Origin of the sequence: Paenibacillus contaminans (genome assembly GCF_003285015.1) — a bacterium.
Classification (GTDB): domain Bacteria; phylum Bacillota; class Bacilli; order Paenibacillales; family NBRC-103111; genus Paenibacillus_V; species Paenibacillus_V contaminans.
Genome location: NZ_QMFB01000011.1, coordinates 61191 through 88073 on the forward strand (window position 1 = coordinate 61191; position 26883 = coordinate 88073).

The 26883-nt window shown below is 55.2% G+C and carries 15 protein-coding genes; 3 read left to right on the top strand and 12 right to left on the bottom strand.

What is annotated here, in order from left to right:
* Positions 1-380: 380 nt before the first annotated feature.
* From DQG23_RS19205 to DQG23_RS19235, 6 genes are all read right to left on the bottom strand, one after another.
* Entirely contained in the window at positions 381-1679 is a 1299-nt protein-coding gene (locus tag DQG23_RS19205; protein ID WP_113032500.1) for an FAD-dependent oxidoreductase, read from the bottom strand.
* A gap of 282 nt (positions 1680-1961) precedes the next feature.
* Positions 1962-3536 (bottom strand): extracellular solute-binding protein, encoded by a 1575-nt coding sequence (locus DQG23_RS19210; RefSeq protein ID WP_113032501.1) that lies wholly within the window; start codon positions 3534-3536, stop codon positions 1962-1964.
* Between the two features lie 254 nt (positions 3537-3790).
* Positions 3791-4651: a carbohydrate ABC transporter permease gene (locus DQG23_RS19215; protein ID WP_113032502.1), complete on the bottom strand. Its 861-nt coding sequence runs from the start codon at positions 4649-4651 to the stop codon at positions 3791-3793.
* Complete coding sequence (locus DQG23_RS19220) at positions 4645-5541, bottom strand: ABC transporter permease (RefSeq protein WP_113032641.1); 897 nt, start codon at positions 5539-5541, stop codon at positions 4645-4647. Before DQG23_RS19220 ends, DQG23_RS19215 begins: the two co-directional genes overlap by 7 nt.
* Positions 5542-5821: 280 nt before the next feature.
* Positions 5822-7318 carry a response regulator transcription factor gene (locus DQG23_RS42990; protein ID WP_238177940.1) on the bottom strand — a complete coding sequence of 499 codons (1497 nt, stop codon included), beginning with the start codon at positions 7316-7318 and terminating at the stop codon, positions 5822-5824.
* Positions 7290-9089, bottom strand: coding sequence for a cache domain-containing sensor histidine kinase (locus DQG23_RS19235; RefSeq protein ID WP_158560589.1), 1800 nt, complete (start codon positions 9087-9089; stop codon positions 7290-7292). Before DQG23_RS19235 ends, DQG23_RS42990 begins: the two co-directional genes overlap by 29 nt.
* A 416-nt stretch (positions 9090-9505) precedes the next feature.
* Here DQG23_RS19235 and DQG23_RS19240 point away from each other — a divergent pair, with 416 nt between their 5' ends.
* Positions 9506-10081, top strand: a complete 576-nt coding sequence (locus DQG23_RS19240) for a 50S ribosomal protein L25 (protein ID WP_113032504.1) — start codon at positions 9506-9508, stop codon at positions 10079-10081.
* 464 nt (positions 10082-10545) lie between these two features.
* Here DQG23_RS19240 and DQG23_RS19245 read toward each other — a convergent pair whose 3' ends face one another.
* The 4 genes from DQG23_RS19245 to DQG23_RS19265 form a co-directional block, all read right to left on the bottom strand.
* Positions 10546-11298, bottom strand: a complete 753-nt coding sequence (locus DQG23_RS19245) for an alpha/beta fold hydrolase (protein WP_113032505.1) — start codon at positions 11296-11298, stop codon at positions 10546-10548.
* Between the two features lie 286 nt (positions 11299-11584).
* Positions 11585-12487, bottom strand: a complete 903-nt coding sequence (locus DQG23_RS19250; RefSeq protein ID WP_158560590.1) for an amidoligase family protein — start codon at positions 12485-12487, stop codon at positions 11585-11587.
* A gap of 955 nt (positions 12488-13442) precedes the next feature.
* Positions 13443-13970: a DinB family protein gene (locus DQG23_RS19260; protein ID WP_113032508.1), complete on the bottom strand. Its 528-nt coding sequence runs from the start codon at positions 13968-13970 to the stop codon at positions 13443-13445.
* Positions 13971-14263: 293 nt separating this feature from the next.
* A complete protein-coding gene (locus DQG23_RS19265; RefSeq protein ID WP_158560591.1) occupies positions 14264-15094 on the bottom strand; it encodes a phytanoyl-CoA dioxygenase family protein in 831 nt (276 codons plus the stop codon).
* 182 nt (positions 15095-15276) lie between these two features.
* On the opposite strand from DQG23_RS19265, the gene DQG23_RS19270 reads away from it, so the two are divergent.
* Together DQG23_RS19270 and DQG23_RS19275 are read left to right on the top strand one after the other, a co-directional pair.
* Positions 15277-16134, top strand: a complete 858-nt coding sequence (locus DQG23_RS19270) for a helix-turn-helix domain-containing protein (protein WP_113032510.1) — start codon at positions 15277-15279, stop codon at positions 16132-16134.
* Between the two features lie 170 nt (positions 16135-16304).
* A complete protein-coding gene (locus DQG23_RS19275) occupies positions 16305-17870 on the top strand; it encodes a sigma-70 family RNA polymerase sigma factor (RefSeq protein WP_113032511.1) in 1566 nt (521 codons plus the stop codon).
* Between the two features lie 552 nt (positions 17871-18422).
* Here the strand turns inward: DQG23_RS19275 and DQG23_RS19280 are convergent.
* Both DQG23_RS19280 and DQG23_RS19285 read right to left on the bottom strand, forming a co-directional pair.
* Complete coding sequence (locus DQG23_RS19280; RefSeq protein ID WP_113032512.1) at positions 18423-21185, bottom strand: FG-GAP repeat domain-containing protein; 2763 nt, start codon at positions 21183-21185, stop codon at positions 18423-18425.
* 68 nt (positions 21186-21253) lie between these two features.
* Positions 21254-26752 (bottom strand): DUF2341 domain-containing protein, encoded by a 5499-nt coding sequence (locus DQG23_RS19285; protein WP_158560592.1) that lies wholly within the window; start codon positions 26750-26752, stop codon positions 21254-21256.
* Positions 26753-26883: the final 131 nt, after the last annotated feature.

A 26883-nucleotide genomic window follows, 5' to 3' on the forward strand; every position in this document is an offset into this window, starting at 1 on the left:
GAAAACCTTATTGTTCATGAGGCTGTCCTTACTATTTCGCAGATAAAATGCTCGTTCTCGCCCCTTAGTGAGGCAAACGTTACTATTCATTTCGTTTGGCTCACTACTAGTTGCGTTAGCCTCATTATCTCACCAAAACACGGGTTTTCGGCGAGAGATAGTGAGGTTTGCCTTATGAACAGTAAGCTTTTCCTTACTATTTCTCCAGAACACAAGTCATTAGCGGTATAGAGCAGGCATCTTAAGCTCTGAAGTTTTAGGGATTAATGTCGACGACTTATTTCCTTCGCCTCATTAACAGTGAGGTTTTCTTCATTAAGCGCATGGTCAACTCATAAAAAAGCCGCCCCCGGTTGAAAAACGCCGGGAGCGGCCCTTTTTTATTCGCCCATCGCGTTCGGGACGCCGTCGGCGAAGCCGAGCACCGCTCCTTGCGCGGTCAGGGCCTCTTGCACCTTGCGGACGTCGAGCTCGCGCGGCTGCACCTGCCCTTTGGCGCACAGCGCCGCCGCCGTTCCGGCCGCCTGGCCGATGGCCATGGCGATCGGCTGCACGCGGATCGCCGAATGCGCCTCGTGCGTTGCCGAAACCGGGCGCCCGCCGATCAGCAGGTTCTCGATCTTCTTCGGCACGAGCGTGCGGAACGGAATGTCGTACCATTCCCCTTCCGGCAAATGCTTCAGAATCGTTCCCTCGCCGTCCGGGTTATGGATGTCCACAGGGTACGCGCCCCGCGCGATGACATCCTCGAACCGGCAGGAGGCGAGCAGTTCGTCCGCCGTAAGCATATATTCGCCGACGACACGCCGGGATTCGCGCACCCCGATTTGCGGCGCGGTCGTCTGCAGGTAGGCGTCCCGGAAGGCGGGCACCTCCGCTTTGAGGAAGCGGACGAGCTGTTGCGCCTGGCGCCTTCCTTCGACTTCCGCCTCCGTCAGCTCCCACGGATCCGTCGCATCCTTGCGAAGCACCCTCGTCGTATTGAAGTGAATGACGCCGGGCTGGTTCGCATAGAACCACAGCACGTTCTCGCGGGGGCAGTCGATTTCGCCGCGCCGTTTCGCTTCCAAATAAAGCTCCGTTATTTCCGCCCGCGTCGGCATCAGATCCATATCGACATTGGCCATCCGGAAATTAAGCGTCATCGGCTGGCTCAAGCTGTCGACGGCCCGCCCCTTCTCGACGATCGCTCCGGCAAGCGACGCCAGATCGGCATCGCCGGTCGCATCGACGTACATATCCGCCGTCAGGTCGACAAGACCGGCTTTGTTCGCAAAGCGCACCGCTTCGATCCGCGAACCCGCTTCGTCCATTCTCGCCTCCCCGAGGAAGGAATGATACAGCAGTTTGACGCCGGCCTCCTGGCAGAGCTGCTCCGCCGCGACCTTGAGCGCTTCGGGGTCGAACGCCGTACGCTGCTTCGGATGCCCGTACATGCCCATCTCCGTCATCCGGTCGATCAGCTCCTGCAGCACCCCGTAAATAAGCTGCACGTTGCTGCCCCCCGACGCCCAATACGACATCCACGGATTGACCATCATCGCGGTGCCCGCGCCGCCCAAAAATCCGTACCGTTCCACCAACAACGTCTCGGCACCCATCCGGGCGGACGCTACGGCCGCGGCAATACCCGCCGGACCTCCTCCTGCGACAATGACGTCATACGTTTGCTTGTTCATTCAATCTCCTCCTTTGAGTTGCCCAATGGCCTAATGGCAAATATGTATTGCTTTAGGCGGAACCCGCACTCGACTCGACCGCCGCCAAGCAGCGCCGCAGCGCGCTCTCGCTGATGGAGAAGCACGCTTGCGGAACCGCTCTGCTCTACCGATTATCTTCAGTACGTTACGAAGTGCTATTCCTATCGAAGATCCGCTCGCTTGCCAATGCGGGTAGCCTCATGAACATAAGGTTTTATGAAACGCCCGATCTTCCGTCTTCTCCGCGACAAATCGCGCACTCTACTTTACGAAGCCTTGCTCTTTAATTTGCTTCTCCCCGGCTTCCACATAAAGCTTATACTTAAACGTCGTTTCGAATGTCTTCAGGAAGTCCGGGTATTCGCTGATCGGCCGCTTTCCCGAGACGAATTTGATCATTTCCTCCTCCGCGAACCGGTCTGCGTCGGCTTTATTGAAATCGCTCGGCGGGATGACGGAGCTGTCGAAGCTATGGATGCGCGGCGTTTGGATCGCAAACTCGGTCGCAGCCGCCTGGTTCGGGAACTTGATCGCCAAATATTCCTTGTTCGGACGACCCGTAATTTGATACAGGTTGAAATAGTTCCCTTCTTTCGCCATCAGATCCGTCGGCACGACCTTGCCGTCCTTCATGTTGTAATGCTTGCCCTCGAGACCGTACATGACCAGCCGGTTTCCTTCCTCCCCGGATACGTAGTTGATCAGGTCGAACACCTTTTGCAGCTTCGCTTTATCCTTCTCCAGCGCCTTCGGAATGACCCAATAACGCGACGGCCGGTCAAAATCGTACGATCCGTCAAACTGGCCGCCGGGCCCTTTGAGCGGCGCCATTTGAATCCACTCCGCCTGCGGGTTGATCGCTTTGTACTGCGCGATGAACTCGTCCTTGGCCATATCCGTCCAGCCCTTGAAAATAAAGCCCGCTTTCCCCTGAAACGCCTTCTGCACCTCGATATTCCCTTTATTCGTCATGATTTCGGGATCGACGACGCCGGAGTCGAATACGGATTTGATGAATTTCAGGGCGTCCGGCATAGCGGGATCGTAATAAGCGTTCGTTACCTTGCCGTTCTTCTCGTAGAACGAGCCGGGCGCACCTACGCCGTGGGCGCCGAAAATCGTAGCGAAGCTGTCCAGCTTAGCGCCGGTAAAGCCGTACGTATCCTTCTTCCCGTTGCCGTCCGGGTCCTGCTCGGTAAACGCCTTGGCGACGGTCATAAACTCCTCGAGCGTCGTCGGCACCTTCAAGTTGAGCTTATCCAGCCAATCCTTGCGAACCCACATGGACGAAAACGGAACGTCGCCGACCCGAGGAACCGCGAAAACCTTATTGTTGATCGTCGCCTTCTTCATAATGTTCGGCGTCAGCCCGACGACGAAGTCCTTGGCCACCTTCATATCTTTATCCATATAAGACGTCAGATCGAGCAGAAGCCCTTTATCCGAAAATTCCTTCACATCCGAAAACTCGACCGAGAATAAATCCGGATAGTTGCCGCCCGACAGCCGGACGCGGATCTGATTTTTGTAATCGTCGCCGGAGGCGATCGCCGTCAGCTGCAGATCGATATTCAGCTTCTTATCGATCGTCTTCTTGATGTCGTCTGCATCCGCCGCCGGCAGTCCCGAAGCCGCCATCGCCATCTGGATCTTCACCGGCCCGGAAGCAGCCGGAGGAGACGCGGAAGCGGAGGAGGACGGAGACGCGCTTCCCGCTCCCTTCGTGTCGCTAGGCTCGCCGCTCTTCTTTCCGCCGTCGGATGACGAGCAGCCCGCCAACATACTTCCCGTAAGCACTGCCGCAAGTCCTAGTGGTACCCACGTTTTTCTGTTCATACGCTTCCCCTTCCTTCTTTTCGAATCGATTTAGTAACGCTAAGGATAAACGGCTTCGCCGTCATTTAAGGCAGGCGCGTTTACCGCGAAATCGAACAATCAGCGGAGGATATACTTTCTGAGATTTCAAGGATAATCGGCTTCGCCGTCCTAAACGCTTTCGAAGAAAGCGGCTTCGAAGGGCAGGCGCCTTTACCGAGGTTTAGAGCCGGTTCCACGATATACTTTCTAATAAACTAAGCACAACCTGCCGTTCATCCTTTAATCGAACCTAGCAGCATTCCTTTGGTGAAGTGCTTTTGCAGAAACGGATAAACGACGATAATCGGGAGGCTGGCGAACATAACGGCCGCCATTTGCATGGTCACGGTCGGCACCTGATCCTCCGCGTTCTCCAGCGGCTGCTGCGAGAGCATCAAAATTTCGCGGACCACAACCTGCAGCGGGTAAAGCGAACGGTCGGTCACATACATGATGGCGGCGAAGAAAGAATTCCAGTGGCCCACCGCGTAAAACAGGCCGACCGTAATCATGACAGGCAGCGACAGCGGCACGGCGAGCCTGAATAAGATGCCGAACTCCTTCGCCCCGTCGATCCTCGCGGATTCGAATAACTCCTCGGGCAGCTGCTCGAAAAAGCTTTTCATAATCAGCACGTTAAAGCTTGAGACGGCAGTCGGCAAAATAAGCGCCCACAAGCTGTCGATCAATCCCGTCGCCTTGACGACAAGATATGTCGGGATGATGCCGCCGCTGAAAAGCAGCGTGATGACGACCATCAGCAGAAAGACGTTCCGGCCGGGCAGCTGCTTGCGGCTGAGCGGATACGCGACCAGCGTCGTTAGAAGCAGGTTGATCGCCGTACCGACGACGGTAACATAAACGGTTACGCCGAGCGAACGCGGGATCGTGGACGTGCCGATCAGCTTGCGGTAAGCGTTAAACGTCAGCTCCTGCGGGAACAGCACGTACCCGCCCTGCTTCAGTACAACCGCGAACGGCGTCAGCGATACGGACAAAACGTACAGCATCGGAACGACCGCGACAAGTCCGACGATCCCCAGCACGATGTAGCTGAACGCTTGAAACCATTTGTCTTCGGCGTTTCTCACCATATGCCTTCCCCCCAGCGCTTGGACAAGGAATTCGAGATGTAGACGAGGATGAAGCCGATGACCGACTTGAACAAACCGACGGCCGAGGCCAGGCTGTAATTCCATTGCTCAAGTCCCGTCCGGAACACCCAGGTGTCGAGAATGTCGGCGACAGGGTAAACATGCACGTTGTACAAAATGTAAATTTGTTCAAAACCCGCGTCCAGCATATGGCCAAGCCGCAAAATGAGGAGCAGGACGATGACGTGGCGGATACCCGGCAGCGTAATATGCCATACCATCCGCAGCCTGCTCGCGCCGTCAACCCTCGCGGCTTCGTAAAGCGTCGGATCGATGCCGGCGATTGCAGCCAGATAGATGATCGCGCCCCAGCCGAGGTTTTGCCAAATTTCGGAACCGACAAGCACGCTTCGAAACCATTCGGTCGAAGTCAGGAACGGAATCGCGCTGCTCCCCGCATCGACGATCCAGCGGTTGACGATACCCGAATCCTGAGAGAGGAACATGAGCAGAATCCCGTAGATGATAACCCAAGAAAGGAAGTGAGGCATGTAGCTAAGCGTCTGAACGAGCGTCTTAAACCAGCGGACCCGGCATTCGTTCAGCAGGATGGCCAGTAAAATCGGCGGCGCCATTCCGAAAAGCAGCTTGTATATGCTGATCAGAAACGTGTTGGTCAGCAGCTGGGTAAAGTAAGGCGATTCGTAAAACTGCTGAAAATGTTTGTACCAAGGATCGGCCCACGAGCTGCCCAGAATGCCTTCCATCATGTCGTAGTTTTTGAAGGCGATGACGACGCCGTACATCGGGAAATATTTGTACACGAGGTAATACACGACGCCCGGCAGCAGCATCAAATAAAATTCTTTATACGCCAAGACGGACTTCATTTTTTTGCGCAGCGGTTTAGGGGTTGCCGGAGGTACGGGGCGGTTAGCTTCCCATGCGTCAGGCAGCAAGATGTTCACATCCTTTCCGTGGAATGAGGTCGGGTTTTGATTTTATGTTTCGAGTTTCGGGCTCCATATTGCGGCGCTCTCCGCTCCGGCGCGTTTCCCGGTCTTTGCACCGATCGTTTGGAAAGCGCTTTCGTATTGCGTACCAATAAGATAGCACGGGCCACCGGCGGGTATAAGGAACAGAATTCAGCTTCTGATAGAACAAATTTGGTTAGTTGGAACGGGAGCGGTATTCGCTCGGCGTGCAGGACGTCCACCTTTTGAAAATTTTGATGAAATAGTTCGCATTCGGAAAACCGACCCTTTCCCCGATTGCGGCAACCGGCAGCTCGGTCTGGGCCAGGAGCCTCTTCGCCGTATCGACCCGCAGCCGCTGAACGTAATGGATGAGCGTAACGCCCGTTTTCTTCTTAAAAAGCCCGCTGAAATAAGTCTCGTCCATCATGACGAGGGCGGCCACCGCCTTCAGCGTCACATCCTTATCGTAATGCAGGTGTATGTGTGCAAGCGCCTTGTCGATCTCGGGATGATTCGTCCGAGGCTGGGACCCGGCTCCGCTGTGCTTGGCGTACCTATCGGCGTTAGCCAGCAGGCGCTCGCCTAGCTCCCGGTGGCTGATGCAGGCGAGGAGCTGCTCCTCGGCCGCTCCGCCGCAGCCGGCAATCCGCGAGACGATCCGGTCGATGCGCAGCGCGATGTCCTTCACGATCGCCATCGGCAGCCTGCGCTGCCCGATCGATTCCCATCCGGCCTGCAGCCGCTGCCGGAATTCCTCCAGCCGATGCTGCTCGAAGCTTTGCAGCCATTCGCGTTCCGTCCTCCAGGAAAGCGGAGTGGAGGTCCCGGCCGTCAGCACATCCGCCGCAGTCTCCTGGAGCAGGCCGGTCCGCTCCTCGTACCACGCCCGGTCGAGCGTTCGCAATACGCGCAGCCATGCCGACGGCATTTTGGCGGCCTCGACGACCTCCGAGCAGGCAGCTGCCCATGGAATTGCATCCGCCTTGTCCTCCAGCTTCCGCACGGCTGCGGGGTTCCAGACAAATACCGTCGTTTGACCCGAATGCGTAAACGAATGGACAACCGAGCTGCCGCCAGGGACAACGAAACCGAGCTTGTAAAAATCATCCGGCGTAAACCTGTCCGCCCCGTGCAGGAACGCCCCGATCCAAACCGAATGGAACGTTTCGTTCAGCCGGCCTTCGACGCTAAACGACCGGTTACGTTCACCCATCCCTTCGGCCCCTCCTTCGAAAGCATGGAACGATTGCCAGGCTTCGCGATACAGCTGCTGGAAGGACGGAAGCGAGTCCTGGGACCGCATCTGGAGATTGCGCAGCAATTCCCGCTTTACTTTGGACAGCGTATCCGCAAGCATCTGACCGTTCATCGACAGCTTAAGCATATAAGCCGTTGCGCCGAACTCCAGCGCCTGACGGGCATACTCGAATTCGTTCATGCAGGTCAGCATGACGAACGAAGCCTCGTGCCCCTCTTCCCTTGCCTGCTTCAGCAGCTCGATCCCGTCCATGCCAGGCATGACGATATCCGCGATCACCAGATCCGGCGGATCGTTCCGCATCATCGCAAGCGCCTCCCGGCCGTCCCCGGCTTCTCCGGCGATCGTGAAGCCCATATCCTCCCATTGAATGAGCCGCTTCAGCGAGCGTCTGACGAAAACCTCATCCTCCACGAGCAGTACGTTCCACATCGTTGCTCCCCCTCTCGGCTTCGGTATACGGTTCGGCCATCAGCAGCGGAAAGCCCAGCTTAACCCGCGTCCCGGCGGGCAGCGGCTCGATATCCAGCCTGCCGTCTTTTTTGAAAAGCAGCTCAAGCCGCTCTTTAATATTCGTAAGCCCGATGCTTTTGCGCTTGCGGGCCGGGTTCGGAGCGGTAGCCGGATTCCAGCCGGCGCCGTTATCCTCCACCTCCAAATAGCAGCGTCCCTCTGCGGCATAGGCGCGAATCCAGACGGCGCCTCCCCGCTCTTTGTTGGATAAGCCGTGGAAAATCGCATTTTCCACAAGCGGCTGCAGGCTGAGCTTCGGCACGAGCGCGAAAGCAATCCGTTCGTCGCATTCCCAATGCAGCTCGAAATGCTGATCGTAGCGGAAGGAAAGAATGGACACATATGCTTCCGTCAGCTCTTTTTCCGTCCGAAAATGGATGAGATCCGCCTCTTCGTTCAGGCTCGTTTCCAGCAGCCTGCCGAGCGACATGCAGATCGCCGCCGTTTCCTCGTCGCCCTTGGACAGGACGTTCCATTTCACTACATTAAGCGTATTCAGGAGAAAATGCGGATTCATTTGCGACAGCAGCATTTGGAAGCGCACCGCCTCCTTTTGCCGCTCCTCCTCTTTCAGCCGCCGAAGCAGCGCGTGCACGTCGCTGACCATTTTATTGAAGGCCCGCGCCACCGCCAGAAGCTCGCCCTTGTACCTACGCGTCGGAAGATGCGTTTGAAACTGCTTGTCCGCCACCTCGGCCATTTTCTTTTGCAGCAGCCGCAGGGGCCTTGTAATCGTAGAAAGGATGAAAAAGGTGATGACGACGAACACCAGCGTAAACAGCAAAAACGTCGAAACCATCCGCTGCTTCATCTGCTCGATGTCGCCGAAAAACAGCTGGAGCGGAAAGCGGCTGACGAGCGTCCACTTCATTGCCGGAATCGGCATCCGGTTATACAAATAAGCGCCGTTGACCATATGAGAGCCCCCGTCTGTGCCGGCACCCGCCCGGATAAATGCCGCAAGCACATCGTCCGAACGGTCTCCCGTTCCCCCAAGCATGGCGTCTTTTTCGTTCAGCAGAAAAAAGTCCTGCGTAATCGGGAAGCTTTTGGCCATCGACGAAAGCCACGTCTGAAAATCGATGCCGATGCGCAGCAGCCCCACCTCCCGGCCCCGTTCGTCGTGAAGCTGCGAATATAAGGTGACGAGCCGCGGGCTTTTGCCGTCCTCCGGGCGCAGGTCGGTTTCCTGATCGGATACCCATACGTAGCCGGCTTTCCCGCTCTTCATCTCCTCGAGCCCGTTCTGGTCCAATGCGGACTTGTATGAAAGGATCTTGCCCGGGATGTAGGAGGCATACTGGCGGTTCTGCAGGTCGGTTATCGAGTAGAAAACATAAGGCGACGGCAGCGCGTTGCTCTTCAGATCGTTCCACAAGCTGTCCATCAGCTTGCGCCGATCCTCCTCCTCGGCCGGCCCGCCGCCGCTTAAGAGGCTAATGATGACCGGATCCTTCTCGAGCCGGATGGCGATGCGAAATACGGTGCCGCGCAAATCCTCGAACGTCAGCTTCAGCTGCTCCAGCTGTTTGTTGTTTTGTTCGATGACCTGCTTTTCGACGGATTGTTCGATTTGACGGATGCTGTAAAACTGAAGGAAGGCGTAAGGGAGCAGGATGAGCAGCAGAAAAGTGAGGAAAATTTTGTTTTTTAGCGAAGAAAGAGCGAAAAAGCCGACATGGACTTTCAAAGCGCACACCCCCGCGATGCAGTTTGATGTTAAATTTACAGCAAATATGGGGGAAATGGGAAGTTTCGTTTTGCATACGCTTTTGGATCGTTTCCGGTTCGGAATTTCCCAACATGCGTTTCTCTCGGCGCGTGTTGTGGTGCTGGCGACGGTCAGACCCATGCGGCTAAGATGGTTGCATCATGGTAAAGATGACATCCGATTCCAAATATGGTATAGTGGTTGTACATAGGCATTTCGCTCCATTCGAGCGAGGTGCCTTCGTCTATATATGTGGTTTTTTTACATTTAATGGACAAATAGGTCTAACACGAGGCGGTGATGCTGTGTTTCTCTCCTTTGCCCTCTTTAAGAGGGAGAGCTTGCACGATGTCGGTGCGTAGTTACCAACTATAATTGGAATGGGAGCTGTAAACATGAGAACTTGTATTCAAGCTGAAAACCGATCCGTACTAAATCGCTCCAATTTGCGCAAATTACGTGAGGAAGGCCGGCTTCCGGGCGTCGTTTTCGGAAAGCATATGGCGGCGACGATGATTCACATATCGACGCGGGAATTCCAACAGTGGATCAAAACCGGCGGCTCGGGCGTCATGGAATTGTCCATCGAAGGCCAAGGCAAGGTGCCGGTGCTGCTGGAAGGCGTTCAGCGTCATCCCGTAACCAAGGATTATATGCATGCGGATTTTTTGCATGTTCGGCTGGATGAGATCGTGCGCACCAAAATCACAATCGAGTTTACCGGAACCCCTGCCGGCGTAAAGCTTGGCGGCATCATGCAGATGCAAGGAACGTTTATCGACGTCGAGGGGCTGCCGGACCGTCTGCCTTCGTCCATTGCGGCGGACATCAGCGGCATGGCGATAGGCGACTCCTTCTTGGTCGAGAACCTGCCGATTCCTCCGGACGTTACCGTGATTTCCCCTGCCGAGGAGCTGCTTGTTACCATCGTAACGCCAAGGCTCGAGCAGGTGGAGAATGAAGCCGGTTAATCGGCGGCAATAGGTGCGACAAGGACTCGCTCGTCGCTTGCATGCGCCGGAGTCCGATTCCGCCCAATTGGAATCGAGTCAGGAGCCCCTTCCTCGACTACAGTCCGAAAATGCCTACTTGCAGCGGCTATTTGGCTCGGCACACGGGCGAATCCCTTCTCCAAGCAGGCAAAATCGGTCTTCAGCGTAAGGTGAGGCTCGATTCCTTGCTCTAAACGGGTAACATCGGTCTACAGCATAAGGGAACCTCGATTCCTTCATTTAAAAAAAGGCGAAAGCCCGCCTGGCAGCGGGCCTTCGCCTTTTTGGGCTTTTTCCGCACCGTGCGCGCCTCTCGGCGCGCGGTGCTCGGTCACACGTCGGCGGTCAAACCTCGTGCGGCCGGATGTGGTCGACCAGCCGATGTTACGCAGTGATGCGCCAAGCAGCAACGGCGATATCGTCCGATCGCAAAAATACCGCCGCTAGCCTGCATGTGAGGCCAGGAAGTCGAGAATGGCGTCATTCACTAAGGACGGACTCTCCCTTTGCATATGCGGACGATGACTGCCGCCCGGCACGACAAGGAATCGGGCGTTCTTCACCAAGGAACTCAAAAGCTTCAGCCTCTCCTCGCCGACGAACGGATCGTGCTCGCCGGAAATAAACAAGGAAGGTGCGCCGATGCCGCCAATTTGCTCCCGGGTCAGCTGCGGATACAGCCGCCAGTCCTTGGCGCTTTGCCGCATAAATTCCTGCCAGTTCCCTCGATGCGCTTCCTCGTGTCTTTCCTTTGCAAAATCTATCGTCTCTTGGGGGCCATGCTCCAAAAGCCATTCGGGCTCAAATTGGTCGGCTCCCGAAGGATCGGCGAACCCGCTCGTGCCGATCGTAGTCAAAGTAACCACGCGCTCCGGTTGATTTACCGCACAGTACAAGCCGACGCTCGCCCCTAAGCTGTAACCGATCAGATGGGCTTTCGGAATGTTCAGCGCATCCATATAATCGATGACGTCGTCGGCCAGCCGCGGCATGCTCCATTCGAGGCTTTCGCATCTCGTGCGGCCATGTCCCCGGAAATCCGGCAAATAACATGTGTATCTTTTCTGAAAATCGAGAAGCTGGCTGGCAAACGCAAGAATCCCCCGCGAATAGCCGCTGTGCAGGAAGATGACGGGTTCGCCGAATCCCATCTTCTCGTAAAACATCTCCAGATCGTTCACCTTAATATACGGCATGGCATTCGCTCCTCCGTTCGTTTAATCCGTCCCTATGTACACTTCTCCCGGTACACTTTGCGTCGCTGCATGGCGTGGGTCCAACCACCTCAATCTTCGCACCGCGCTGCTCCGTGCGTACAGTCGGGCCATGCGAATGTCTGTCGGAACAGCGTGAGCCAACCGCACGAAAAGAAACCTAATGTCCAGACAAACGCAAGCTTCCGCACTTTACGCGGTTCCAGGAGCATAGCGCTCGACGTCGGCTGTCAAACTTGCCCCATGAAGCCCGCTTTCTTAGCCTTCGCTAGTCGCTTATTAGCTCCCAGCCCGTACCGGTCGGACGAAACTTATAGCTGCATAATGGACCGTCCGGATTTTCGACGCTAACGGCGATGCCTTCGGGCACAGGCAAAATATGAAGGATTTCGCCGTCACGCACCATTTGGCGGACAATCGTCGTCATCACCGGAACGAGCGCATTCTCCAGCCATATTCTTTCTTTGTACCACTGCGGAGGGGGAACCTCCGGCGGGTAACCGTCTACCGGCGCCTCCAGCTCATTCGCCAGCAGCTTCGGATCGGCGGAAAGCCTTCGGCCCGCTCCCACAGCAGACACGAAGCGGAGGCAAAGCTCCACCGTTCGAATGATTTCATCGTAGTCCAATGAACCGTTGGCATACCGGATTTCAACGGTGCCGATATCGTACGATGCGGCCGCATTGATCCCGCACCGATGGGATTGAGGACGTCCGTTCCGATAGCGTAGCGCTTTTTCGCTCGGCTCATCCCTGTAACGCTCCAGCATGTCCCCGGTAACCGGAGGACAAAATATTTCCCGATGCTCGCTAGTCCCCAGCAGCGTCCGCAGCGCAGCTTGAACCGATAAGGCCGTTTCGAGGAGAGGGGTGACGATCGGCTCTCCCCACTGCCGTAGATCGACGTGGACATGCAGTCCGCAGCTCCAGTTCGCCGCCGCCCCCTGCCGCAGCAGACGGCGCAGCATCTCGTCTATTTGTCCCCGCTCGCTCCAAAGCATGGGCGGAGGCTTCAGCTCGCTGCCCGATTCGTTTCCTTGCTCGTCGATCTGCCTTTCGTCAAGCGACATGATCCAGCCGGGCAGCAGCTCCACCTGCTCGGGAGCCCCTCCGACAAACTCGATTTCCACACCAAACCGTATATCTTGCCAATGTATCGTCTTAGGCCACATGGTTGTCCGTCCTCCCATATTTCATTCGAAGCCTCTTGATGAACGAAATCAAAAATAAGGAGGCGGACCTCGGCATTAACGGGGTATTCTGTCTTTGTACAAACATATCCCTCCCGAAGAAAGCTTTTAAAGAAATTATATCCATAATCAGGAATAGTTTCAAGAACATTCGTTCCTATTCGGACATCGCCGGCAAGTTTAACTTGCCCATACAAACCGTCACGCGCAGCACGCTGTTATCTGTTATACTAGTAGACTTTCAACGCTTAAACTAGGGATTACGTTTCGTAGCATGGCACCAGTTTACCAGGTAATGTAAGTTATCCGAATCCCTAGTTTTAGACTTGACGGCGCACTAGTACGCCGTCAAGTCTAAAACTAGGGATTGATGATCTGGTTACGAAAGCAAACACGGGTATCGTAGCGGATATGCACGAACCGTGCGTTTAGTGGAGAAAACGTTATTGTTTATGAGGCTGTCTTCACTATTACACCGGTAAAATGCTCCTTCTCGCCCAATAATGAGGCAAACCCCACTATCAATTTCCTTTGCCTCACTGTTCGTTTCGTTTGCCTCATTATCTCGCCGAAATACGAGTTTTCGATGTAAAATAGTGAAGTTTGCCTCACGAATAATTACCTTTTCCTCATTATGCCGATCACGATCTGTTGCACGATCGAATGCCATACAAATCTATATGATAAGAGTTGAAAGGCTATTAGCCGCCTTGGAAACCGGAGCACCGTTTAGACTCTCCGGCTTAATAAGTGATACGTCTGAGCCTGCCGCTCGGAGGGGCCATACGTGTTGGCTATCAACCACACGGCGGCGTTACAAGGCGATAGAACGCTGCCCCTTATTCCGTCTCGTATAACCGCCTCAGACGAAAAACGCCCTCCATTTGCCAAGCGGCAGGAGGGCGTTCTTTTTATTGAAAAGCCTGTCTTCTATAGATTATTCCGCTTGCTCAACGAGATATCTTTCCTTCACGATATTAATATGATGCAGCTCGTGGCCGGCCGTAATATAAGCCAACGCCCTGGCGGATAACTCGCTGTTGTTGGCGATGCCCTTCCGTGACCAGGCTTCCTCCGACAGCCCGCGAAGCAAGGTCAACGTCGACCGGCGTACGGCTGCAAAATCTCCGATCAGCTCGGCTAACGGGATTGAATCGAAAGAGGAGCCTTTGATATATTCATTCTCGTCATATCCGGGGAGCGGCGTCTTATCCCCTCTTGCGATGCAAAGCAGCCGGTAGCTCATAATACGTTCCGTATCCGTAATATGGCCCAGCACTTCCTTCACGCTCCACTTGCCCGGCGCATACCGGGACAGGGTCCGCTCCTCCGGAATGGCCGCAAAAAAATCCGCGGTATACTGGAGCTGCCGGGTTAAAACCTCCGCGATCTTCCCTTCCGGAACCAGGCGAATATACGTTTCGTAGTACGGGGCATACTCCTCTTGCGAAGGTCGAACGGTCATCTCAACACCATCTCCTCTTCATTTGGTTCAAGCGTTTTTGTGTACACCGCAATAAAGCTAGCTTAAACTATTTTCGCTTTCCGCATCCGTTATCCTGCTTCCGGTATGAAGATGGCATAGATTATCGCTGCATAGCCCATACGAAAAAGCCGCCCTATAACAAGGCAGCTTTCCATTACAGCAGTTTATTTGTGTAACGATATTCGTCGATCGGTCGGAATTAAGCAGGTGAAAAATGGTTCCGTTCAACGGTGCGAGTCTCGCCGCAGCTTCGCAGCAGTAACCCTACAAGCCTAACACTCCGCACCCGACATTTCGTTCGTGTACATCCGTTTGTATTCCTTCGGCGAAACGCGCTCCGCCGATTCCGGCGCATAATGGAATTGCAGGGCGCGGCGCTTTTTATCCGAAAAATTGTACGCCGTTCCGTGCACCAGCTGGCCGTGGAAAAACAGCATGCCGCCCGGCTTAAGCGGTACGATCACGTTGCGCTCCACAGGCACATTCGTATCGCAAATCTGCCAGTCACGCACCGCATAATGCGGAATGCCGCCGTCCATATGCGAGCGAGGAATGACCTGCATGCAGCCGTTATCGACGCCGGCTTCGTCAAGCGCGATCCAAACGCCGACGACCGGCTTGTCGTAGGTCAACACGCCGTACGCCATGTCCTGGTGCCACGGCTTCTCCCCTCCGCCCTGAGGCGGCTTAAGCAGCGCCATATCCTGGATAAGCTTCGGCTTTTCCCCCATCAGCTTTTCCAGAAAAGCGACGATGTCCGGATGATACGCGATCGCCCGCAGCACCTCCGAATGGTCGACGAAATCATAAACCTTGCGAACGGCCAGCTCTTTTTCCCGGTTCGTCTTCAAGGTTTCCTTGGGAACCGTATATTGAATTTTGCAATTCGAATGCTCGGCAAAAATATTGTCCATAAGCGCATCGATAGATCCCGATATTTCTTCGGCGTTCAGCACGTTCTCCACAGCCAAGAAGCCTTGCTGCCAATATTCCTTGGCCTGCTCTTCGCCGATTTCATCCAAGGACCGGTACCCTTCGTGAATGGAAGAATAGCTGTACAGTACACGGTTTATTTCTTCCGGCGTCTCCAAATTCCGCTTCATCGTTAACCCCTCCGGCATATTAAAATGCAAGTTTCCTTCTTGCATTCAGATTACGATTTTTATATGACGAGGAGAATGGCAGCAACTGCGGTTTTTTTGTATGTAAATGCATGTCGGTTATTTTCAACTTGTGCTATTGTAGGAGGTAAAGAAAAAGGTGTGTTTAAAAGGAGATCTGCAAAATGAGCGAGCCTGCTCCTCTCAATCCGTTCAACCGGCTTACGTTCCATAACTCCTTGAGCTGCGGCAAAGCCCGCTGCGAACCCGGGTGGAGCTGGCGGCCGGCTCCGATGCGCGATTTCGACTTATGGTACGCGCTGAACGGAACCGGGGAGATCGTCATTAACGATACGCCCTACCGCGTCCAAAAAGGAGCCTGCTTCCTGCTCCGGCCGGGCGACCGGGTATCGGCGACGCAGCATCCGGAGGACCGGCTCGGCGTTATTTATATACATTTTACCGTGACGGGCCGCCAAGAAGAGAAAATCGATCCGGACGCCGCCTGCTTCCCGCCGCGCCTGACGATGATGGAGGATACGTACCATTTCGAACGCGACCTGCACCGTTTGCTCGAGCTGCCGGACCGGCCGGAGCCATTGGCTGCAGAGGAGTTCCATCACCTTATGCAGCTCGTTTTCCTACAGCTCCGCCGCGCCGGCGCCCAGCCTGCGGAGGAAGCCGAACGGCATTCCTTCAAGCACAAGCAGCTTGTCCATCAGACGATCGACCGGATTCGCGACCGCATCGGGCAGCCGATCGACCACGAGGAATTGGCGGAGCTTGCCGGACTTTCGCCGCGCTACTTAAGCAGCCTGTTCAAGCAGTACACCGGCCATTCGCTTAAGGCGTATATAACCCGCATGCGCATGGAGCGCGCCAAGCTGCTGCTGGCCGAAACGTCGATGAACATCACGCAGGCTGCGGAAGCGGTCGGGTACGGCGACATTTATTTTTTCAGCAAGCTGTTTAGAAGCTTATACGGCGTTCCGCCTTCCCATTTTCGCCGAAACGAGAAAGCGTCCGAGCCTCATCGGGGTTAGCGTATTCGATTATTGATCCTGCGCTTGCGGAGCGGTTCCCTATTCAATTGCCCCTTCTATCGGGCTCGGCTCGCATACCTTTCGGAAATCGGTATTTGCCCCCTCACGTAACCTTTATGCGCTTCCCCGGCACTTGTATATAGACGGAGTCGAAAGGAGGACATGCGAACATGCTGCAGTGGATCGAGCAGGCCATGCAAGGGGACCGGAAAGCATTCGACCGGCTGGTCCGGCATTTTACGGGCATGGCTTACGCCGTAGCGAACGAAAAGCTGCATGACGCCCATTTGGCGGAGGACGCCGTGCAGGAAGCTTTTACCGAGGCGTTCATCCATTTGCGCAAGCTGGAGGAGCCGAACGCTTTTCCCGGGTGGCTTAAGATGATTGTCGTCCGCCAATGCAATCGTCACCTGCGGCGCAAGAAGCATCGGACGATCCCCCTGCATGAAGCCGGCGAGAAGGCGGATAACAAGCCGGGCATACCCGAAATCGTCGAGCGAAAAGAAATGCAAGAGCTGCTTCACGCTTCCGTGGCCGCTCTGTCGCCGAATATGCGGATTGCGGTGCACATGTTTTATTTTTACGGCTATTCGCTTCAGGAAATCTCGGATTGCCTGGGCATGTCCGCATCGGTATGGAAAAAACGGCTTTTCGACGCCCGCCGCAAGCTGAAAGGCATGCTGCCCGTGGCCGATTTCGTCTCTGTTTTTCACCACCTATATGAAGGAGGAGCCAAAGTGCTGCATATTGTAAATGGCGATTCCGTAGCGGATAAGCTGCGGCAAGGCGTCGTGCAGGGCGATATTCTCGTCTGGCGCGAAGTATACCCGGAGGGACCGGTTTTCGTAGACCCGGCTGAGCATGCAAGCCGTACCTTGCGGGCGCAATATTTGGAGAAAGCCATGGGTATTCCAAACGCGGAATTTATCCGGATTAGTGAAGAACAGGAGAAAAAATTAGCCGAATTCCATCAATACGAGGAAATTGTGCTGTGGTTCGAACATGACTTATTCGATCAGACGATGCTGGGTTATTTGCTGCATTGGTTCGCGCGGCAGCCGTTAGGCCGGACGAAGCTAAGCTTGCTCTGTATCGGAGCGTACCCGGGCATCGAATTGTTTCGGGGACTCGGCCAGCTGTCCGTCGACCAGCTGAAAACGTTGTCGGGCACATGGCAGCAGGTCAGACAGGAGGAGCTGGAGCTGGGCAAAGCGTTCTGGGAAGCTTACTGCTCTCCGGACCCGGGCAAGCTGGCCAAGCTGCTGCAAGGGGATAGCGGATCCTTGCCTTTTGCGCATGACGCGTTTCAGCATCATTTGTCGCGCTTCCCTTCCACGTATAACGGTCTGGGCATTGTAGAACAGACGACGCTGGAGATGGCTCATTCCGGCCTTAACACTCCGCTCGACTTGTTTAAGCACGTTGGGGATAAGCTGCACTGGCTGGGCATGGGCGATCTTCAATATTGGCATAGTCTGGCGAAAATTTCGCAAGGCCCTGACCCGCTTCTTATTATTGAAGGCCGGGAAGCATTTCCCGATTTTGCACAGTCCTCGCCGTCGTTCTTTCAATGCCGCGTTGCGCTAACGGAGCTGGGCCTTGACGTTTTGAACGGCAAAACCGATTGGTTGTCCGTAAACGGCGCAGACAATTGGTACGGCGGCGTTCATTTGCAAGGACGCTCCGTCCCTTGGCGATGGGATGCGGCCGGAAAAAATCTGGTTCCAGGGTTCTAACTCGGCGTAGAAGCCGCCAAAAGTCCCTGTTGAAACTACTTATTTTCTTTTTTCATCCATCAGTTCAAGTATTCTATCGAGTCGCTCCAACAACTTTTCATTATGCAAATTATTTTTTCTCATATGCATTTCAAAGCTTATAAGTAAAAATACAACAATTAACATAAAAATCAGCATAACGAATCCCAATATCTTCTCCTCCCTATCTTATAAACATATAAAAGGAGGACACGCATTTACTGCAATAAGTTACGATTATTACCATTTATTATTCGAATTTCATTATACAAACAATATCCGGCCTCCCCTACTGGAAGCAGGCAAACGTATTTTTAGTGAGCTTTACTGGGGGATCAGAAAGCCCGATTACTAAACGTATTCAAGGATAAACGCTTTTGAAGAAAGCGACTTCGTAAGCATAAGCTAAGGACAGGCGCGTTTACCGATGAAATATCAGGCTTAAGTCATTACGAACATATACATTTCCGTTGATATTTTCAAAAAAACCGCCCGGGGCCGAAAATCCCCGGACGGTTTTTTGTTATTGCATCGTTAAACGGCTTCCCCCGCCTCGGACTCTACCGAAACCTCGGTAACACGCGGGCTGTTGCCTCCATTGACGGCGCCCAGCGCCAGACGGTATTGCAGCCAACGGCCGGGCTGACGGACATGCTCCGCAAGCTGGCCGCTCGCGAACCATGTACCCGCCGTACCGTCGGGGCCTTGCCATTCCGCGCACTCCAGCTCCTCTCGGCTGTCCGCCATGCGCAGCTGCGCTTTCACCCAAGTCTTCGGCTGCAGCTCCGCTTCCCACGAGATGCGGGTTACCCGGTCCCCAATCGGAAGCTCATGCGCGCTCGAAACATAAAGCTCCTCCGGACTGCGGTCGAGAATATTGCCCGGATCGACCGACATCATGCCGTGCGGGCCGATCGTCGGCAGCTTCGTCATCCGCTGCGGCGAGAAGCCTTCCGGACCGTTCCACATGATGAACGATTCGCCGACATGATCGCCGTAGGTTTTATGGTTGGCGATCGCCAGATCGACCCAGCCGTCCTCGTTGAAGTCGATCGCCATCGAGCCGCATGACGAATGCGTGAAAATACGCGTCCGATGCTCCGCGGTATAAACGCCTCCCGGCTGCCCCCAATACAAATAGGCGTCGATATCTCGCTCCCGCCCCGTGTTGTAGGACGTTGCGAAAATATCGAGGATGCCGTCCCGGTTGAAATCGGCGACCGTCAGCGAATTGGCCGTATGGGCCGGAAGCTGGGCGCGGCGCTCCTCACGGTAGCCCTCCGGGCCTCCCCAGTAGATGTAGACGTAGGACTCGTATCTTGCTTTTTTGCCTGGAACCAGATGTCCGCCCACGATCAGATCGAGCCAGCCGTTGCCCGTCAAGTCCGCCGCCTGCGCGCAAATGCCCCCGTCGCAATTGAGCTTCTGCGAGCGCTCCATCGAATAACCTTCAGGACCGCCCCACAAAATAAAGCTTTGGCCGAAAATTTGCGAGACGAACAAATCGAGCCAGCCGTCGTTATTGAAGTCCGCGGCAAGCAGCCAGCGCGGCTCCCGGTAACCGACGCCGTCGGGATCGCTGTAGGAGCGGATTTCTTTGGTCGGTACATACTCCTTCAGATTCGGGTCCATCATGATTCTTTGCGGATTTTCCGTATCGATACCGTTCGGCCCGCCCTTGAAAATAATCAGCTCCGGATTGCTGATACCGACGACCGCCAGATCCAGATAACCGCTGCGGCGAAAATCGCCGACCGCGCTGCCGTGCGCGCGAATCGTAGGCAAAACCAGCTTATTGTCCGGATCAAAGCCGTTCTCCCCGCCCCAATACAGGAAAGAGCCGGGATCGAGATGCGGGGCGTTCTCCGCGCAGTTGGCGATAAATACGTCTCCCCAGCCGTCATCGTTGAAATCACAGCAGATGGAATCGACGGCGGCCCACCCCGGAAATTCGATTCGCCGGTTTTCGTCAAAGCCGTCCGGCCCGCCAAGATACGCGTAAGCCGATACATCGCCTCTGACCCTTCTGGAAATATGGTTGATAAAAATAAGCTGAGGAAGCGCTGCATCCGACGTTCGGCCGATCAGTCCCGTCTGCGCATCATGCGTAACGAGCCGAACCGGATCGGATGGCTCGGTATCGCGAGCATGCACGCGGTAAACTAACGATTCCGTCGTATTCATAATATCCGTTCGCCCCTGGCAAACGACAATCTCGGGCCTGCCGTCGCCGTCGAGGTCCGCGATGCAAAGATCGCGGGCGCTGACCGTAGGCAACCCGGTTCGTTCGCCCTTCTCGTAACCGGCAGAGCTTCCCCAGTAAATCCAGGAGAGCTCGTCTGCGTTCCGGTCTGCGCAGACCGCCAGTACGATGTCGTCAAAACCATCGCCGTCCAAATCGGCGGCTGCCGCGGATACGACGTCCCCGCAAGCGATGACAAGCGGCTCCCCAAAGCTGCGTTCCGTTTGGCAAGGGTAGAAACGAGCGGTATTTAGCTCCTGACGGAAGAGATACGGCCTGCCATCAAGCTCGATAATTTTGGGCGTCCAGCCTTCCACCGAAGTCATTAATCCGGCCGTCGTGCTGTCTTTCTGAACGAGCCCGACGTCTCCTCCGCCGACCTGCGTGCAGGCTTCCAGCCGCAGTCCATTAGGGCCGCCCCATAAAACCAGTGGTTCCTTATCCTTCACCCGGACGTACAAATCGGCATAACCGTCACGGTTGATATCGCCCGCAGTCATATGCGTCGGTTCGATATCCAGCGTAACGCTGTCCGTATGGCGAAAGCCCTCGGCCGTCTGGTAATAGACGACAAGCTTCCCGCTGCTGGAGAAGGCGATGTCCGGAAGACCGTCTCCATTAAAATCACCGATCGCCGCCGCCCGGCAGTTCGGAACGGGCAGCTCTATTTTGTAACGCTCGCTAAGTCCCTCGGGAGAACCGTAATAAATAAAAGCCGTCACATCGTCATGCGTGCCGTTATGCTGGTTGGCGACAACCAGATCGTCATAGCCGTCGCCGTTCAGATCGCCGATCGCTCCATAGTAAGAACCGGCAGACGGCAATTCGATCCGTCCGTCCGGGCGGAACGGATTCGGGTAAACATAAACGGGCGGCCGCTCGTCCATATCCTGACTGTTTACGAACAAAGCGTCCGCATACCCATCCCGGTTTACGTCAAAACGAAAAATACGCTGCAGTACGCCTTTTCGGGACACATAAAGATTTTGCCCGCCATTTCCGAATGTCCCATCGGCAAAATCGTCAAAGCCCCGTTCTCTCCACACGTTTCCCATTCTTCCTCGCCTCTCTTTTTGTATATTGCCAGGGGCTGCCGGCTAACGGCACAACCCCTGGAGCAGGCTTATAGCTGTCCGATAAGCAGCAAAATCAGCTTGGCGCTTTCCGCACGCGTAGCGGTTCCGCTTGGTACGAAGCTTCCTTCGGCGCGCCCTTCGATCAGCTTCAGCTTGAAGGCTTTGCCGGCCGCTGACTGCGCCCATGAGCTAATTTGCTCCCGGTCTGCGAAAGCGGCTTCCCCTTCCGGTAAAGTCTCGCCCGTTTGTTTCTCGATGGCCCGGACGATCATAACCGCCATTTCTTCGCGTGTAACCGTACGGTTCGGCTCGAACGACTCTTCGCTCGTTCCTTGCACCAACCCGAGCGCATAGGCCGTCCGAACGGCTTCTGCATACCAGTCGCCGTTTTTCACATCGCGGAACTGCGCTTGCGATGCTCCCGCATCAGGCTCGCCGCCAAGTCCCAGCGACCTGACGAGCAAAGCGGTCAGCTCCGCACGGGTCAACGCTTGATCCGGCGCGAATGTGCCGTCGGTCACTCCGTTCGCGATTTCCTTGAACGAGAGCTCTTGAATGATTGCATAAGCCCAGTGGCTTTCCGGTACGTCAAGATAGGTTTTCGTAAACTCGTAAACGCCGTACTTGCCTAAGCGGTTCACCTCTACCGTATAGCCGCCTAACGCGTAAGCTCCGCCGATCAGCAGGAACTTCCCTTTTTCGTCGACAAAATATATACCCGAGAGCTTCGGATTTTTCACGTTCAGCGCCGGAAGGGTGATGGTGACCGGCTCACTGAAAGTGTTCAACCGTTCGGTTTTGTTATTTGCTCCGACCGCTTCGATCGACCATTCGAACATTTGACCGCCGGCAGCCAGATGAGGCTGGGTCGTGCTCGCGACCGGCTTGACTTTGACGAGAATTGAGCCTGTATTCCGCTCGCTTTCGGACAGCAATCCGGCAGTGTTTGCGAGTACGCCTGCGGGGATCTCCAGTTTCATGTCCCCAGTCTGTATAACAAGGACTGCATCCGGTCCGATCAAGTCGGCCGCATTAACCGGCAGCGATACGCCTTCCTTGCCCGCTCCCAAAGTCACCGTAACCGCGCCGTTTTCCGGCTTAAGGTCTGCAGGCTTCACATTTACGATAGGGCTTGATGTCGGCGCCGGGGTTGACGTGCCTCCGCCGCTGCTGCCGCTATTGTTATTGCCGCTACCGCCGTCGCCGCCATTCCAGGCGGTCGTCACAACAATCGCAGCCGTCTTGAACGCCGACGACCCCGGCACGAATGCGGTAACCACGATCTCCCCGCTGTATGCAGGCGCTTGGAACTGCACCGTAAACCTACCGCCGGTGCCCGTTACCGCGCTAGGCGCGATGTTGCCTTTGGAGGCCGTCAAAAATACGGTCGCTCCCGACAGCGGCAAGCCTTCGACATCGTATACCGTTCCCGTTACCGTTATTGGCTGACCCTGCTGAACCGCGGCAGGCGTCGTAAGTGCAATGCTTGCAGCCGTCGGGTTCCACTCCGTTTGGCTCAGCAGCCGGAACCGCTTGGAACGGACTGCCGTTTCATTTCCGGCAAGGTCGGCCGCACGAACATGCAAGTACCAATCGCCGGATACGTCCGCACCGGTCTTGGTTAGGGCAGTGCCATTGGTAAATGTCTCCCAGCCTGTTGCTGGAGCTGTCTCGCTTTGCGACCACGCATACTCCAGCTTGGCTGCGTCGACTCCGCTCCAATCGTCACTCACCGTGACGACTGGCGAAGCCGCGTTTTGCCACGACTCATTGCCGTCCGGTTGGATAACAATAGTCGGCGGTGTTATATCTTCTTCCTCAATCGCCGCTACTTGAATCGCAGCCGTCTTGAACGCCGACGACCCCGGCACAAATGCGGTAACCACAATCTCCCCGCTGTAAGCAGGCGCTTGGAATTGCACCGTAAACCTACCGTCTGCGCCCGTTACCGCGCTAGGCGCGATGTTGCCTTTGGAGGCCGTCAAAAATACGGTCGCTCCCGATAGCGGCAAGCCTTCGACATTGTATACCGTTCCCGTTACCGTTATTGGCTGACCCTGCTGAACTGCGGCAGGCGCCGTAAGTGCAATGCTTGCAGCCGTCGGGTTCCACTCCGTTTGGCTCAGCAACCGGAACCGCTTGGAACGGACTGCCGTTTCATTGCCGGCAAGGTCGGCCGCACGAACATGCAAATACCAATCGCCGGATACATCCGCACCGGTCTTGGTTAAAGCAGTGCCGTTGGCAAATACCTCCCAGCCTGCTGCCGGAGCTGTCTCGCTTTGCGACCACACATACTCCAGCTTGGCTGCATCGACTCCGCTCCAATCATCGCTCACCATGACGACAGACGATGCCGCGTTTTGCCACGACTCATTGCCGTCCGGTTGGAACGCGACCGCAGGGGCCGTCATATCTTGGCCCTCGAGCGCCGCTTCCTCGGACCCGACCGTACCCGCGAGCGGGAGTGCCAAGGTTTTGTCTTGAATCATCACTTCGTCGATAAAAACATTCGTCCCTGCTCCGAGTCCGGAGGAGAGCATCAGGTGATTGATCGTTTTGCCCGGATGCGCGTCCGCGATCGCCCCTTTGAAAACACCGTTCACATAAACATCCGCCGAAGCTGCGTCCAAATCATAGTCGATTTTGATAGCGTTCCACTCGTTTGGAGCCAATACAGTCGGCGTCGGCAGCTCGTGGAACACGACCGGCGCGCTTTGATCCGTAATGACCGTCATGATTTCCTGGAGCGGTGCCCCGAACGTAAACCCGGTATCCGAATAGCTCTGATGAACCTTTATATACCGGGCGGAAACGGATAGGCTCTCCAAGCCGATCGTTATGTTGCCGTCCGTTTTGTCGTATGACCAGCCGTCGACCCGGGTCCAATCGCCCTTGTTCGAGTTGCTGATATATACCTCAAGATTTTCCTTGTTGATCCGGTTTCCGAGTACGCCCCCCGCTTGCGGCTTGTTGTACTGTTTGCTGTCCGTCAGTTTAATGGCGTTAATCTTCGTATAACGGCCAAGATCGGCGCCGACGCTTCTATTCACATAATCCAATGCGAATGAACCCATATCGCCGATCGAGATCAGATTGCCCCTCGTCGGATCGGTATCCGGATTAACAAAACCCACTTTCGTATCCGTAGTTGAAGAATCGGTAGCGGTATCCGTGTATTTGAGCTTTCCGTCAGCCGCGACCTGCAAAATGAATCCCGCGCCGAGCGCATTCCAGTTTTGCGAGAAGCCTTCCTGCAGCGAAACGTACAGCTCATTCGCAAAGCTGGCTCCGTAAACGGAAAACTGCACGCTTGCCTTACGGGCGGCCGGGAACAGTCTCGAGGCTGCCGTTCTTTTTTTGTCGTTCACCGTATCGTTTAGTTGAAGAGAACGCTTTCCTTGCTTGGCAAAAATATTGCTTGTCGTAACCACGCCGGAATCGGTCGATTTCCACCAATAATCGTTGGCCAGTCTGCTTCCGTTATCCGTGGCGACTGCCTGCTTTTCGTACTCGAAGTCGTCCAGCGCGCCATGACTGGAACGCAAATAACGGTCGAAATCTTCGATCAATAGCGAGTATACGCCGTTCGGCCCGGACCAAGAAAACAGCCATTCATCTTCACCCGCCGGCACTTTGTCGGCTTGTACGACCGTTCTGGCCTCATTGCCGTTCAGCCATCCCGGATTGGACAGCTTCGTACGGCCCAGGACATCTCGGTATCCTTGCCAGGTTGCCGTTTCGTCATTGCTGTAGGCGACGGTCAGATTGTTGCGGTGATAGCTGCCGCCCCCCATCGCATTATGTCCGGACCAAGTAAGCAGGATATCGTTATTCCCGTCCCGGATCATGCCCGGGAACGTATTCGTGCTCATAACATCGCTGTTTACGACCGGCGACCATGTGCTCCCATGGTCGGTCGAGGAGCTCGTACCCAAGTAAAACAAATCCGCTCGCTGCTGGCGCATATACGTTTTCACGGTGCCGTCGCCCAGCTCGATGACGGCGACCTCCGTAACGCCTCCTTCTCCGCCGACCGAAGGGATTGAAAGCTCAGTGACGCTTTTATGCCAGCTTGCCCCGTCATCATCCGAATACAGGAAACCGACGCCGAACGTGCCGTCGTCCCCGATCACATATGAGAACGGCTCAAGCAGCCTGCCTGTGCTCAATCGGATCGGATTCGTATACGAAAGCAAATAATGAATCGGGTGGCCCGACGCCGTTTCGATTCCAGTAATTTGCTGCGGCGTGCCGAACATCGGCTTTTTCCCGTTAAAACCCGTCGATTTCACGAAGTACATGTCGTTGCGGCATACGTTTATATCGAGACAAGTGCTGCCGCCGGTCCATACGCCAAAGTAATAATGGACCCCGAAAAATAAATACACCTCTCCCGTAACGTCATCCACATATGCGCCGCCCGGGAACTCGTACTTGCCTGAATTGCTCACCGGTGTGACGAGCTTTTCCGGGTTCGTCCAGTTTTTGCCCCCGTCATAGGAATATTTGGCGGTAACTCCTTTGTCGTTTGATCCTGCAAGAATCATCAAGGTGCCGTCTTTCAGCCTTAGCGGCTTAACCTCCCCGTCTTGAGCGACGAGCGTCTTGTTGCCGTATTCGACCTGCAGCGCCTCCTGTGCATGCCCCCGGAAAGCAGCCTTAGGGTTGCCATATGCGAAGTAAACGGTTTCACTCCCCGCTGCTTGAAGCTGAGGAATACGGACGAAGAAGCCGTTGTCGTCCATATAGTAGTGGAGCTCTTTGCCGCCGGCATCCGCAAACCGCACGTCTCGGTAATCAGCCTCCAGTTTGCCCGCTGCGATCAGCTCCTCGGTGCCGAGTCCCGCTTTGGTCAAGTAAACGGCTCTGTCATAAAGCGCTTCGCTATTCGGATTGCTTACCGTTACCGGCTTGCGGTATTTCCAGCTCTGTCCTCCTCCCGCCGTGAAACGCCCCGGAGGTAAGCGGTATGCCTTGATCATGTCCTGCAAATTGTCCGCATAAAAGGTGCCCGCCGTATCGTCAAAATGATTATGGACTTTTACATAACGCGCCGATTCTGAAAAATTGTACAAAATGGCCTTGTTGCCGATTTTGACGAAATCCCAGTCCTTCACTTTGACATAAGTCAAGTTGTCATCGCTGATATACAGCGACAGGTCGGCTTTCTCGACTCGGTTGCTCGCCTCTTCGACCTCGAGCTCAATCGTATTAAAGGTCGTTTTGGAGCCGAGGTCGATGCCGATGCTGCGGTATCCATAATCCAGCTGGAATCCGTAGAGATAACCGAATCCGCTTAGCTGCCCTGCTGCCGGATTCATGTCCCTCTCCGTATAACCGGCCACCGCCGGAAGCGCCGGACCGTTATCGTATACGGAGCCGTACACCGATTGCGAAACGTCCTCCGCTCCCGCACCGTTCCCTCCGCCCGTCTGCTCAGCCGCAGCCGAAGCTTCCGGAACCAGCATGGCTAAAACCAGAAGCGCACAAACGAATAATTGGAGCTTGCGAAATATTTTACGCACAGGCCAATAACCAGCCATTATCCATCCTCCTCTTTTTACCATTACTTTGGATGCGTTTACATTTCCTTCGACCCTACATGCCTCATTCGCTCATCAAGCCCCCCTCTTCTTCTCCGAGGAATATCGGACTTCATTCATTTCCCCTCAAA